The sequence below is a fragment of the Vreelandella sp. H-I2 genome (assembly GCF_052959335.1).
Genome location: NZ_JBRAMC010000003.1, coordinates 293,482 through 306,553, shown reverse-complemented (window position 1 = coordinate 306,553; position 13,072 = coordinate 293,482). Strand labels below are relative to the sequence as shown.

Below are 13,072 nucleotides of genomic sequence, written 5' to 3'. Positions count from 1 at the left end.
TTATCACTAGTCTCACGGCACTGTCCGTTGCTTAGGTACGGACAGTGCCCTTTACTAAAACAGTGCCGTTTAAAGCGACCTTAATCAGGATCCGTGATGTCTTCTATCCAGGTTAAAGCCGCAACGGCATTCGGAAATCCTGTGGTAGGAATCGCTAGCATGGCGACTTGCTTGAGCTCCTCGGCGCTCACGCCCTCTTCGAGAGCACGACGAACATGAGAGTGAACGGCCCCCTCGGAGCGGGCACCTATCGCCAACGAGAGTTTTATCAACCGCCGACTACGTTCATCAAGCGGACCTGCCTCAGCGCAGGCTTTACCCAAAGCGGCATAAGCATCCCATACCTCAGGATACTGGTTTGCGACATCTCCGGCGCCGGAAGGTAAATCGTGCTTTGTCATTGAGTGCTTCCTTGGCAATTAAATGGATAAGTTCACCGTATACAAATAAGGCAATTAACGCCACCCACCACACTTAAAGGCTAAACGCAGCAATCGCCCGACACTTTTCTAATAGAGACGTTTAATGAATTTTAATTATATTAACCTGTTTAAGCTCAGCGTTAAGTGGGGTTATTCCAAAGAGGAAACGGCGTCTCTTCCTGCAAATGACGCAACTCGGGTTGATGGGTTTCGGCTATTTGCGTTACCCGATTTACCCCCTCTTCTAATAGATGTACCTCTATTTGACGACGATCTTCGCGCCCTTGCCGCCGCTCAACCAACGATAGCTGCTCGCAGCGGTCAACCAGCGCCACTACACCGTGATGTTTCGCTTGAAGACGCTCAGCAAGCTCCCCTACCGTTGCCCAATCCCTTCCTTGGAAACCACGTAGATGTAGCAATAGCTGATACTGCAAGGGCGTTAGCCCATAGCGGCGGCAGATATCTTCACTATGGCGAAGGAAGCAACGTAATCGGTAACGGAATTGCGACAATCGCTCAAAATCGTTTTTATCAAGTGCAGCCTTTTTGCTCATTTTTCCAGTTCTCTTTGCCTCATGTTTAGCGATCACGCCCTTGACAATATAAATACCACTTCAAAAAATAGTATCACATAGTGATATAAACAGCCATTTAAGCCTGCACCATTAGGAGGAATTTAAAAATGAATGTAGTAACGTTGTTCAAATTGCCATTTAGCCATCGTGCAGGCTGGAGAGAGTTACAAGCGTCCGCCCCCTCCATTCCTTTACTAGCCTGGTTAGTGGTTTTACCCCTGTCACTCTTACCCCCGGTGATGCTCTATTTTGCGGGCACCCACTACGACGATACGTTTATGATCGGATTTGCTGAGCGAGAATGGCGGTTTATCACTACCATTATTTTTCTCGCCGAGCTGCTAAGTTTTTTTATCATGGGATGGTTGATTCATGCTGTCGTCAGTGGAACTGAAGAGCTATCCATCACTTACCAAGATGCCTATCTCATTGCTACCTTTGCACCCCTGCCTCTTTTCATCTCGTCATTGGTACTGTTAATACCCAACCTATTTTTCAACATAGCAGTGATACTGACGGCGTTGGCTATTTCTTGCAGCTTGATTTACCACGGTTTACAAGCACTCTGCACACACAAAGAATTTGATGTTATTACCATCTCAGTGACTTATACGATTATGGCAGCTAGCGCTTTAGGATGGGGCGTTTTATTGGCTGTTATTTGGGCGTATTGAAAAATGAATAATGGTCACTTCAGCATGCAGGGGCAGAAACCAAACTAGAATCAAGCATTACAACGACTAACGTTGAAAGACGGGCAATGTATGCGCGAAGCAGGGAGAGGAGCAGAATTCGCTATCACTCGCGTCTTCCTCTGCAAGCGCTGATAGCGTCAACTCCTTAATTACCGGGAGGTGTGAACGTTCGATTTGACGAGCCGCTGTTAGCAAGGTAAGTCGCCCTGTTCGTGCGTATCTCATTAAAGGCAGTAGCTTATCGGGGCATGCCCTAAGCTCACTTATGTATCGCTCAAGAAACATTGATTTACTGATTTCTTTCTGTCGATATTGACGGCATAACTCAGTGGATGGCGCGACCTCCTGGCACCAGTCATTCAGAGCAAGCGAACAACGCTTTAGTCCGCTAGGCCATAACCGATCAACCAACAGACGCGCACCATCGTGTTCATCTCCTGGCGTATATATGCGCTTAAGCTTAATTTCATATCCCATCGGCGCGTTACCCCACCCGAAGCGTTCGTGGCTTCAGTGAATAATCTTATTTGATTTTAAGATACCATCAATGGCTCCAGATACCAGTCCACTGGACGCGCACCAATCGATATGAAGATCAGTTGCTCTATCATTTCTCGTAAAAGTTATTCACTACGTTCTTTCGTACTGAAGCCAGACACTGCCCGTTGCGTCACAGCATGTTGCAATCCTTGCTGAGCGTCTATCCTGAGAGAACGATTCGAACTGACAATCTGGGTCCGACAGTTCCTATCCGAAAACCGCAGACACAAGCAAGGAGCGCGAAATGGCACTGCATTTGAAAAATTTGGAAAACCAAAGGGTGATTATCACCGGCGCCACCACGGGTATCGGCCTGGCAACTGCGCGCATGGCCGCCGAGCATGGCGCCCGTCTGGTTCTGGCGGCACGTGACGAGAATACATTGCGCGAGCTCTGTGACGAAATCAACCTCGCCGGTGGCGAGGCCGTCCACGTCGCGGTGGATGTCGGCGATAAAGCGCAAGTTCACAGGATAACGCAAACCGCCATTGATACTTTCGGCGGCTTCGATACCTGGATCAACAATGCCGGCGTATCCCTTTTCGGCAACTTGCTCGATATCGACGAAGAAGATTACCGCCGCCTGTTCGACACGACTTACTGGGGCGTCGTGTACGGTTCGCTGGAAGCGGCACGTCACCTGAGCAAGCGCCACGAAGGCTACGCCGGTGCGATCATCAACATCGGCTCGATCGCCTCGGACCAAGCCATACCCTATCAGGGCATGTATTCGGCCGCCAAGCATGCCGTCAAGGGCTTCACCGACGCCCTGCGCATGGAACTCGAACATGTCGGCGCGCCCATTTCGGTCACATTGATCAAGCCGGCCAGTATCGCAACACCCTTCCCCGAACACGCCGGCAACGTCATGGACATGGAACCGACCCTGCCGCCACCGCTCTACGACCCCCGCATCGTTGCGCGCAGTATCCTCTACTGCGCCGAACATCCCCGCCGTGACATGTACGTCGGTGGTGGCGGACGGCTCATGGCCGCGCTGGGACACTGCGCACCACGGTTGATGGACAAGATCATGTCGGCGAAGATCGTAGGACAGCAGCAGAACGATAAGCCGGAGCATCGCCGCCACTTCGCCCTGCAAGAACCGGCCACCGATATGCGCGAACGCGCCCGATACGCCAGCCACGTTTCCAAGACCAGCTTATACACCAATGCCTCGATGCACCCGGTACTGACCACGACCGTATTGGCTGGCGCATTGATCGGCGCCGTTGCCCTGGCCGGGCGGCGTTCGAAGAACTAACGCCCGATAGCGCATCGCTCCTTACGCAGGCAGCCGCCACGGTTTTATCAGTGGGCATTTAAAACAGCACAGCAAGACTAGGCGGCTGCATCTTCCGTGCACCGATCTGCTAGCGGGCAAATAAAAACCGCCAATGAACTAACTCCATAAACTTGAACACTGTAATTCCAAACCTAAGTGCGATACGTTCCCTGCTGGCGTGACTTAAAGGGGAATTTGTCGTGACGGACTACTGCCGAGAATATTCAATCCACTGCTTGGGCCCAGAAACGGCCAAGTACGCAGGGAGGTTGAAGTGGAGCGCAATGATGAAGAAAAAGTTAATAATGGGCTTGTGTCTCGTTTTATTGTCCTCTATAGCTTTCGGCCAAACAATTAGCGACTGCAGGGATCGCCAGAAGCTTACCGAAATGGCAATTGAGGTTAGAGATAGAGTTAGTGAAGGCGAATCAAAGGATAGCCTATTGATGTGGGCTGGCAATGTTGCAGCGCCAGGATTACAGGCGGCTGCGTATAAAGCCGTTGAAGCCTTTACCTTTAGACCACCCTCCAAAAGCGTTCCCCGAGTCGTAACGGTTATGGGCTTTCTGTGCAGTAAAACGTACAGACCATGATCCGTTTTTTAGTAAACGATGAAGCGACCTCATCAAAAAACTCCGGTCGGGTGCCACCTATATATCACCTAGAACTTTTCCAAACAAAAACGGCCACTGTAGCAATTAGCTAAGTGACCGTTTTATATATTCTTTTGGTCGGAGCGACAGGATTCGAACCTGCGACCTTTGCAACCCCATTTTCGCGCCCTCAACACAGTAACCCATTGATTATAAATATAAAATTCTCTATTTGAACATCAGCCAATAAGGCTAAATCGCTCTATAAATATCAACAGGTTGCGCCATAGTTTTCATTTGATATTTTTGGTTTTCTGATACCTTTCTTCGATTCAGATGCTTATATTGGTTAGTTTATTCTTCGACCTAGCTGCGACCTCTTAAGCTCCTTTCTACGTAATGCGATACATGGCATAGCAAATTGGCGGCGCAGTTCATTGGGTTGCAAACTCGGGCGGCTTCGCTAGAATCGGAATTTCTATTCACGCCGTGAGGCGCTAACCAGGAAAACTTCAGTGAACACTTCTACTTTTACCCCCCTTACTGAAATGCGGCCTAGCTTAGGCTTATATGTTGTTATTGTTACTCTTCGAGACGTAGCAGGCAAAGCCACACCTCAGTCAAGAATGCACCGTGCCTTCGTTAACCACGATGGCAGTTTCACCATATCACCACGAAACGGTGCCACCTTACCATTCAGTTACGGCGAAAAGGTTTACCGCTGGAAAGACTGCGACTGGCCTGACTTGTGCTAAAACAGACGGCCCGGCCTAAGAAAGGCCGGTGTTCCGTTTTCTCACTTAAATCCAAAAAAATTACGCTCAGCCAAGTCCTATGGCTTTAAATGCCAACCATGACCCTCTTGCAAAAAGGTAATACCCACCAAACACAAAGAGCACTGCAGCAACATGCCCGCTGCGTCCTACCCTATGGGCGATACTTCCGAATTCACCTGCATAACCGGCCTGCGAAAAGTAAGTTGCTCCCGCTGCCATTGCTGAAGAAAGAACGCCAAAGATATAGCAGAGAAGCGCAGCGGCAAGAGCATCTAATGTGGGCTGTGCATTTGTGCCTCCCCATATTTTTCCGATAAAGGCTAGCAAGGCCACAGAAGCGCCGCCATTGATGAGCAGTGCACTTTTCAAAGCCGATTGCCCTACTGTTACGACAGAGCGTAGCATTTCCAAGTTCGTCTCATGGCGTTGCTGGCTTGAGGAGACCCAAGCTGAGAGATGAGCACGATACTCTTCTAAAGCCGCTTCGCCAGCAGCGACATCATCTGGCGTCTTGCCAACTAAACCATGCAGTTCGTTTGCAAAGGCTTCAAGATTTTCTATCGGAACATGCTCTACGCCATTCGCTTTCGTGGCTGCTATTGAGCTCTTGAATATTTCAATGACTTCAGAAGACTTCATCAGAACCTTAATATCGTTGGAGTGATTCGTTATTCTCCGCAATTTTCCTTTTAATCGCCAAGCTAGCACGCTGCCTAGAGATCGCTTGCAACCTAAACCAGGATTCCAACCTGAGGCATACTGATTAGTGGCACCAGCTTCTGCGTGTAGCGCCCAGCCTTGCTATGGCAGCATGGCCGTTCATGAAATCGCAGCGGCGTACTATAGTGATACATTCACAGCTAAGATCAGTGAATGCTACCCATAATCGGGCTGATTCTGCGACCAGTTGATAGCTACGCCGGATTAATCAACTCCTCGCCCTGCCCCTCAGCCGGCTTATTCACCGCCGTACTCACAGCCCAATGCTCAATTAGATCGGCATCGATGTGATGAACTAGGCTGCGAATGGCTTCCCGATCTGTCACATCAGGTGCCAGCCAGTGCTCCAAACTGTCGTCATCCAGTATCAACGGCATACGATCGTGTACTTCCTCAGCGCTACCTCGTGCTGGCTCAGTGACGATCGCACACCCTAAGCTGCCGTCTTCACGCTCAGCGAATATCCCAGCAAAGTACAGCGGCTCCCGGTCAGCCCTGCATATGTAGTGCGGCTGCTTGGGCTTTGAGTCTTTTATCCACTCATACCACCCGTCCGCGGGGATTAAGCAACGGTGCCGAGCAAAAGCCGATTTGAAGTAGCCATTCGTAGCAACGGTTTCTACCCGGGCATTAATTGGCTGATTGCCGTTGCCTTTTGCCCATTTAGGGCGATACCCCCACCACATTTCATCAATGATCGGCGCCTCGTTTTCTGACGCTTGGTGCACGGCTGCGATCCAAGTTCCAGGCGCAACGTTGTAGCGTTGCCTTACCTTTTGCTCAGGCACAGCCGCGCCGACCTTGTTGGCCAGCCGATCTAACGGGGTGAATAACGCGAATCGTCCACACATGAACGCAGCATAGCCGATAATTTTAGGATCGCGTAACCCAAAGCAAAACAGCACATTACGACCAGCGTACAACCAACGGACAAATAAAAGCACTTGCGATCAACGATGCTCATCACTTATCGTCCTCCTCGTTACTGTATATATCACCAGTCATTCAAGGAGGCGCTAATGTCAAAATCTTACGAGCAGTTAGTCAAACGAGTACAGCGTATTATCGGCAGCCCTGGAGCTCAGTCAAAACAGTGTGCAGAGATCCACCGTCAGCCCGACGATACCGACGATGACTGGGCGCAAATGCTGTCGGATCTAGGCACTGTCGAGAATGTGACGTTGATACCGCTTGATGACGCTGCCGAGCATATCCGTCTGCGCTGGAATCCTGACGAGAGCATGGCATGAGTATGCACCTTTCTATTCTGGGCCGCGTCGATACCACTGCCCCACCGCTTAAGCTGCCATTAGCCGCGGGCGAAGTGCGCACCGGTTTCCCTTCGCCGGCGGATGATTATCTGGAAGCTGAGTTAGATCTTGTCGCTCACCTAATTCAGCACCCCAGCGCTACGTATTTTCTAAGAGCCAAAGGCACATCAATGACCGGCGCAGGCATCTATGACGGTGACTTACTCATTGTCGATCGCTCGCTTAAGCCAAAGCCGGGGCACATCATTATCATGAGCGTCGATGGCGAGCTCACGTGCAAGCGTTACGACGTGATTGGCAACCGTCACTACCTGTTCGCCGCGAATCCTGAATTTCGGCCAATCCCGCTTGAAGGCCGTGAATGCCAAGTTTGGGGCGTGGTCACGCATAACATTCATTCTTTAGCGCCTGGGTTCACCGTATGATTGCTCTCGTTGATTGCAATAATTTTTATGTGTCATGCGAGCGTGTGTTCAACCCGAAGTTGGAAGGCCGCCCTGTTGGCGTGATGTCGAATAATGATGGCTGTGTCGTCGCCAGGTCAGCAGAAATAAAGCAATTGGGCGTGCCGATGGGAATGCCCGCGCATCAGATAGATCCGCACATCCGCCGCCAGTGCATTCTGCTGAGCTCAAACTATGCGCTGTACGGAGATATGAGCCGCCGCGTGACCGACGTACTCTCACAGCACACCCCGCACGTGGACGTTTATTCAATCGACGAATCATTTCTAGGCTTTGAGGGTTTCGAACCTGACACGCTCGAGGAGCGATGCCAAGAAATGCGGCACCAAGTGCGCCGCGATACCGGCATACCCGTTAGCGTTGGACTTAGCACCTCTAAAACGCTGGCTAAAATAGCTAATCATAGGGCTAAAAAAGAAAGCCATTTTAACGGCGTGGCCATCATGCATCCGCGCAGCGATGATACAAAAGCCTTCCTGCAGCAGTTGCCGGTCACCGAGATTTGGGGTATTGCCGGCCGCAGTGCTGCCCGCCTGAACACACTGGGCATTGAGACAGCCTGGCAGCTGAGGGAAGCCGCGCCCAAGCATCTAAGAAAACATTTTAGCGTCGTGATGGAGCGGATCGTTTATGAGCTCCGGGGTGAAGACTGCATCTCGCTTGATGATATGGCGCAGCCTAAACAACAGATAATGGTATCCCGCAGCTTTGGTCGCCTCACAAACAACAAAGCGGATCTGCATGAGGCGGTCCGAGTGCATGCCTCCCGCGCTGGTGAAAAACTACGCAAGCAAAAGAGCTTAGCCCAAGCGATCATGGTATTTGTACGAACGAACAAATTCAGGCAGGACCTGCCCAGCCACAACAAATCTTTGGTGGTACCGTTACCCCACCCGACTGACGACAGCCGTGAGCTGGTTCGTGCTGCGATCGCTGGGCTTGATCGGATATTCAAAGAAGGAATCTGGTTCCAAAAATGCGGCCTGATGCTCATGGATCTCTGCGACCACGATAATGAGCAGCTGGGGCTCTTGGCTGAGCCGGTGAGCGATGAGCAGCGGGAACGCAATGAAAGACTAATGGCGACGCTGGATAAGCTGAACCGTGAACATGGGAAGAACACGGTCAGGCTGGGGATGCCGAGGAAGATCAACGCATGGGAATTACGTTGTGAACACCGCACGCCTCGGTACACGACGCGCTGGGACGAATTAGCATGCGTCAATACATAGTCATCACTATGCCGCTTCATTCAGAAAATGTAGGTAAAGGGGCTCGAACTCACCCGCTACCTTTAGCGCTTCCCAATCGGAAATAGCCACATCGTTTCTATCAGCGACTAACAAGCCGTCCCCGCGAAGTGCCTGGAGCACTCTGTTCATGTGAACGGGCGTCATGCCGGTTGCATCCGCCAGCTCAGCCTGGCTGGCAGGCATCGCAAACTTGTTTCCTTTGACCAAATCTACCGCTTTCAAGCGCACCATCAGCTCACAGATAAGATGGGCGATGCGGGCGTAGCCCTCGCGCTGGCCATTATTGACCAGCCACTCTCGATAAATGGAGGCCTGCACGAGCGTTTCACGCCAAAAGGCAGCGGTGAGCCGTGGGTAGCTTTCGCATAAGCGCCGCAAATCATCATGCTCAATATAGCCAAGTTTGCAGGAGCTGAGTGAAGCAATATTAATATCCAGAACTTGCAGATGGAGGCTTTGCAAATCCGGCATATCACCTGGTATGTGAAGGGCTAGTATTTGGCGTTTACCTTGAATCGTGTCCTTATAGACATATGCAAACCCCTCTAGAACTATGCAGCAATGTGAAGGCCGATCACCAATGTTAACGATGCTTTGATGAGCTTTATGTTCTTTTATCTTGATGGGCAGATCTTTAATGGCCTGCTTCTCTTCCTCTGATAGCGAAAAAATGCTTTCCAGCTTGCGGATCAATAGGCCGCTGGGGGTGTAAAGTTCAGACGACATAGCGGACTCCATGGGTAAAGAAAAGCAGCTGGCGGCTAACTTTAACTGATTAACCCGTTAATTTAAGGAGACCAATAATGAACCCCATAAAAGTTAATTCATAGGGCTAACTAGCAGACATGAAGGAGGAAGGGAGGGAAGCCGCTTGGCTTAAGAGGGTACCGTCCATGGCCAGCCTGAATCCTACTTTACCATTAGCCTTCCTTGGCGTGACGCGTTCGTCATGCTAATAGCGGCGTCCCTGGCGTCACACCTTCACCGTAACAGCTACTGCCAACGGCATTTGTAAGACATCACTGATAATTTTGTAAGTGGTTTCTTACATAAAATAAAAACGCCCCATTCAAGGGGCGTCTTATGACGACTGGCTTGTGGCCGCTCATCCTGAGCGAATTTCTGTTTTACGTGCAGTTCACTGCAGCCAATAACACCATTTTAATTGGGGAGTACTAGGAAAACAATTCTTTTGTTAATTTAATAGTACTAATAATAACATAGACTATAAATGGATAACTCAGTTAATAGCGCTGTATAAAGTTAAGTATCTGCATTGTTCTAAGGCACAAAAAAACGCCCCCTATGGGGGCGTCTTAAGACTCTTTTGCCTTCCTGGCTTGTGGCCGCCCTTCCTGAGCGTGACATCCGTTTCTACAGCAGCTCTCCTGCCACCGACACGTTTACCCTAGTTCATCAGATACATCGGGTCAACTTTAGTCGCCTAACCTACAGGCACAAAAAACCGCCTGCAGCCGTGTGCAGTCCGGCTCGGGATGCCGAGGAAGATGAACGCATGGGAATAGCGTTGCGAGCACCGGACGCCGCGCTACACAACAAAGTGGAATGAACTGCCAATTGCTAAATCATAGAGAGCCTTCCCTGGCAGGTCTAGCTCCCTCCTTTTAGTTTAGCAGCTTCTAGCGGGAAGCCTGGTTCATTCAACTAAATGCTTGGCAGAAGTAAATCAGCACGCAGGTGCGAAAAAGCACGATGCGGCCAGAGCTCCCACGCGCTATGCTCTTGGATAGCAAGCCAGATTAATAAGACCAACGAAGGTCGGGGGGAGGTTATGTCACGAACGATAGCCGTAAAGAATGCCGACGGGGGCGATGATTATGTAGTTGCCGAAATCAGACCAGTGCACCACCTACACCACCGGCCTTTATCTGGAAAGGATGCCAGCACTGTTAGCTTTTATCTTTCCACCGGCCAGGTGCTTAATCACGTGGCAGAAGAGCGCTTCGAAAACCCCATGACAGAAGAATCCTACTATGCCGTAAATGATGAGGACATTGAATGGCTGCTCAGCTTGCAGTCAAATGATGCTGATAATAATTAACCGTAGATGCCGTCCCTGGCACTCATGATTCCTTTCGCTACTCCAATCTTCCTTGAGTGACGTGTTCGTCATGCTAATAGCGGCGTCCCTGGCGTCACACCTTCACACTAGCAGCGTGTTCGCAGTGGTTATGTAAGAGATCGCTGACTTTTTTGTAAGAGATTTCTTACATCACAGACTTATGCATTTCATTAGAATCACCCACAGCTAATCTTTCAATTGACGACACATAGTCCACGAATGGAGGATATCGAAAATTACTCAATGTCATCGGGCCACTCCCCATTACACCCCTTCTCAAGTACCAAGCTGCCTCTGCTTTCCGTGTACGTGATCGATCTACCTTTTTGCGCGATACCGTCCCATCCGCCCTCATCCTCATAACCAACCTCCAGAACGGGTAGAGGATCGCTCATGACAGGGATACCGTTTGCGTCTATTGGCCCCTGCCCCCAATCAAGCCAAGCGGTGCCTCTTTGGACAGTGCCGCTCGTATCGATGATGTCGGAGGATGCGTACCATCGACCACCCGCAAACTCGGAACGGGCAGGAGGCGAAAGCGATCCCATTAGCTCGCCCTCAGTCTTCCTGCTGTCTTCCGAGTAAAATAGCTCCGTCACCACCTCTCTACGGAGCACATCTGCTTCGTCTGGCAAGCCGTCCAGCCGATAACTGCCATCGGGCGCTTTGATAACGCCGCCGCTGTATACGACCTCGCTACCGCTTTCATCGGTAACTCGCCACTCAGTGGCAGCGCCGCCGGAAATTGCTAAATCACCATAGAGTGATTGAACCTGCCAGAGCGCGCTTTCGTCGCGGTATATCGCCAGCACTTCAGGGGTACAGCAAACCTTGGGGTGCTGCTCAAAACCCACTACTACCGGCCCCTCTACATTGCCCGCAAAGGCCACAAGGACCTTATCTCCTTCTTCAAAGGCACCGCCGTTGCAGTCCATATATAAAATCGGCACATTGCTGTAATTCGCCTGCGCATTAACGCCCAGCCCCTGCTGGCTGCTGGTGGCGGCATCCAACGTGATCGAGCAGGTATCACCGTCCAGACGGGTAATGGTGGCCGTGCGGAAGGTAGGTCGCCACTTCTGCCAGCCGGGCAGCATGGCTAAGTTGTAGAAGGTGGCCGCTGGCGTGCTGGCCAACGTGGGTTGCATGGCTCCATCAGCCGCGACGCTCCAGGCATTACCTTCAAAACCCGGTTTGATGATGATATTGCCCATTTCACCGGGCACTTCCGCCGTAGCGACTTCACCACTCAAGTCTTCTGTGTAGTCCGCGCACCAGGCCTGCATCTGGCGCAGTGGAGGCAAGGCGTTAATGCGAGCAACCAGAGCTTCATCAATGGCGATACGCAGCTCTGTGGTGCGTTGCTCTGCTTGCAGCGCATCGCGCTGGCTCGCCGCTTCAAGAAGGACGCGGGAGAATACATCAAGGTTGACGCTGGACTGCCCTTGTTCTGCTATTTCCTGCTGGTATTGGTTAATGGCAGCATTCTGCTCGGCGGCGGCTTGATTAACAATTGCCTGGGCAGACGCGATGCGTTGTTCCAGGACCGAGGTGTTAGCCCGTAGCGCCTGAATCCGCGCTTCGGCTTCCTGTTTAGCAAACTCCGCACGCTCACGGGCTTCGATAATTTCTATCGTGTAACGCCCTTCGCCATGCGCTTCTAGTATCCGTGCCTTACCCATTGCCTACCTCGATCACTTCCATGGCCGCGCTGGAGGCATTAACAAAGTACTGGATCTGCTCCACGTGAAAGCTCTCACCGTTGGCGTCAACAGCGTAGTTGTCAGGCCGTAGCAACAGATCGACGTTACAGCGCACCCGGCGCGCGCCTTGATTGATCGAGCGGGTTTGTACGCCCTGCAATACGCGTTCACGGGGTTCGGCTTGCGGGAAGTCGCCATAGCCGCTGAGCGTCAACGTAAACCGCGTCGGGCCTTCGTCGCTCCTGATTTGCTCCAGCGGTGCCAGGGCGATCGTTTCCAGACCGTCATACTCATCCACGCTGGGGTAGTAGTAACCCAGCTGTACCTGCATCAGCGTACCGTACTCCAATGCAGGTAATACGCTGTCACCGGCGGGCACTATGGCTTGCAGAAAGGATTTTCCGGTGCGCCGCATGGTCGCCTGAAACGATGACATTGGCACATGCGAGTCATCAATCAACAGCAGATACACCTCTACCCGCTCAAGTGGGTCAAACAACGCACCTTGAGGGCCATCGCCACAACCAACAACCAGGGTGCCGCCGCTGGCATTGAGGGCCCAACTGCCTAATGGCGCGCTATTCAGCGCGCTCCCAGGTAAGCGCTTGACGATAGGAACGCAATCAACGGCAGTCACCGGCAGGGGCGCGGCCAGTGCCCTGCTGTTGAGCGGGTCGGTGTTCAGCATG

Annotated in this window: 14 protein-coding genes and 1 pseudogene; 7 read left to right on the top strand and 8 right to left on the bottom strand. The window is 51.5% G+C overall.

Annotation, left to right across the window (positions count from 1 at the left end; translation table 11 throughout):
- Positions 1–80: 80 nt before the first annotated feature.
- Positions 81–401 carry a carboxymuconolactone decarboxylase family protein gene (locus tag ACUVOF_RS09355; RefSeq protein ID WP_447044099.1) on the bottom strand — a complete coding sequence of 107 codons (321 nt, stop codon included), beginning with the start codon at positions 399–401 and terminating at the stop codon, positions 81–83.
- A gap of 161 nt (positions 402–562) precedes the next feature.
- Entirely contained in the window at positions 563–979 is a 417-nt protein-coding gene (locus ACUVOF_RS09350; RefSeq protein ID WP_447044098.1) for a MarR family winged helix-turn-helix transcriptional regulator, read from the bottom strand.
- Positions 980–1,107: 128 nt separating this feature from the next.
- On the opposite strand from ACUVOF_RS09350, the gene ACUVOF_RS09345 reads away from it, so the two are divergent.
- Positions 1,108–1,674: a YIP1 family protein gene (locus ACUVOF_RS09345; protein WP_447044097.1), complete on the top strand. Its 567-nt coding sequence runs from the start codon at positions 1,108–1,110 to the stop codon at positions 1,672–1,674.
- Positions 1,675–1,740: 66 nt separating this feature from the next.
- Here the strand turns inward: ACUVOF_RS09345 and ACUVOF_RS09340 are convergent, their stop codons facing one another.
- On the bottom strand, positions 1,741–2,172 hold the full coding sequence (locus ACUVOF_RS09340) for a DUF488 domain-containing protein (protein WP_447044096.1): 432 nt from the start codon (positions 2,170–2,172) through the stop codon (positions 1,741–1,743).
- A 307-nt stretch (positions 2,173–2,479) separates the two neighbouring features.
- On the opposite strand from ACUVOF_RS09340, the gene ACUVOF_RS09335 reads away from it, so the two are divergent.
- Positions 2,480–3,499 carry an SDR family oxidoreductase gene (locus ACUVOF_RS09335; RefSeq protein ID WP_447044095.1) on the top strand — a complete coding sequence of 340 codons (1,020 nt, stop codon included), beginning with the start codon at positions 2,480–2,482 and terminating at the stop codon, positions 3,497–3,499.
- Positions 3,500–4,934: 1,435 nt separating this feature from the next.
- On the opposite strand, the gene ACUVOF_RS09330 is transcribed toward ACUVOF_RS09335, so the two are convergent.
- Entirely contained in the window at positions 4,935–5,528 is a 594-nt protein-coding gene (locus ACUVOF_RS09330; RefSeq protein ID WP_447044094.1) for a hypothetical protein, read from the bottom strand.
- Positions 5,529–5,803: 275 nt separating this feature from the next.
- Positions 5,804–6,553 (bottom strand): SOS response-associated peptidase, encoded by a 750-nt coding sequence (locus ACUVOF_RS09325; RefSeq protein WP_447044093.1) that lies wholly within the window; start codon positions 6,551–6,553, stop codon positions 5,804–5,806.
- Between the two features lie 75 nt (positions 6,554–6,628).
- Between ACUVOF_RS09325 and ACUVOF_RS09320 the strand changes: the two genes are divergently transcribed.
- From ACUVOF_RS09320 to ACUVOF_RS09310, 3 genes are read left to right on the top strand one after another with little or no spacing between them, the layout of a single operon-like run.
- Positions 6,629–6,859 carry a DUF1654 domain-containing protein gene (locus ACUVOF_RS09320; protein WP_447044092.1) on the top strand — a complete coding sequence of 77 codons (231 nt, stop codon included), beginning with the start codon at positions 6,629–6,631 and terminating at the stop codon, positions 6,857–6,859.
- On the top strand, positions 6,856–7,305 hold the full coding sequence (locus ACUVOF_RS09315) for a LexA family protein (RefSeq protein ID WP_447044091.1): 450 nt from the start codon (positions 6,856–6,858) through the stop codon (positions 7,303–7,305). The genes ACUVOF_RS09320 and ACUVOF_RS09315 overlap by 4 nt, the downstream gene beginning before the upstream one ends.
- A complete protein-coding gene (locus tag ACUVOF_RS09310) occupies positions 7,302–8,576 on the top strand; it encodes a Y-family DNA polymerase (RefSeq protein ID WP_447044090.1) in 1,275 nt (424 codons plus the stop codon). Before ACUVOF_RS09315 ends, ACUVOF_RS09310 begins: the two co-directional genes overlap by 4 nt.
- Positions 8,577–8,582: 6 nt before the next feature.
- Here ACUVOF_RS09310 and ACUVOF_RS09305 read toward each other — a convergent pair whose 3' ends face one another.
- Positions 8,583–9,323 (bottom strand): Crp/Fnr family transcriptional regulator, encoded by a 741-nt coding sequence (locus ACUVOF_RS09305; RefSeq protein ID WP_447044089.1) that lies wholly within the window; start codon positions 9,321–9,323, stop codon positions 8,583–8,585.
- Between the two features lie 800 nt (positions 9,324–10,123).
- Between ACUVOF_RS09305 and ACUVOF_RS09300 the strand changes: the two are divergent.
- Together ACUVOF_RS09300 and ACUVOF_RS09295 are read left to right on the top strand one after the other, a co-directional pair.
- Positions 10,124–10,189, top strand: a pseudogene (locus ACUVOF_RS09300) (DUF4113 domain-containing protein); the annotation flags it as partial.
- A gap of 200 nt (positions 10,190–10,389) precedes the next feature.
- Positions 10,390–10,659, top strand: a complete 270-nt coding sequence (locus ACUVOF_RS09295; RefSeq protein WP_447044088.1) for a hypothetical protein — start codon at positions 10,390–10,392, stop codon at positions 10,657–10,659.
- Positions 10,660–10,916: 257 nt separating this feature from the next.
- On the opposite strand, the gene ACUVOF_RS09290 is transcribed toward ACUVOF_RS09295, so the two are convergent.
- Positions 10,917–12,362, bottom strand: coding sequence for a hypothetical protein (locus tag ACUVOF_RS09290; RefSeq protein ID WP_447044087.1), 1,446 nt, complete (start codon positions 12,360–12,362; stop codon positions 10,917–10,919).
- On the bottom strand, positions 12,355–13,071 hold the full coding sequence (locus ACUVOF_RS09285) for a hypothetical protein (protein WP_447044086.1): 717 nt from the start codon (positions 13,069–13,071) through the stop codon (positions 12,355–12,357). Before ACUVOF_RS09285 ends, ACUVOF_RS09290 begins: the two co-directional genes overlap by 8 nt.
- Position 13,072 lies beyond the last annotated feature (1 nt).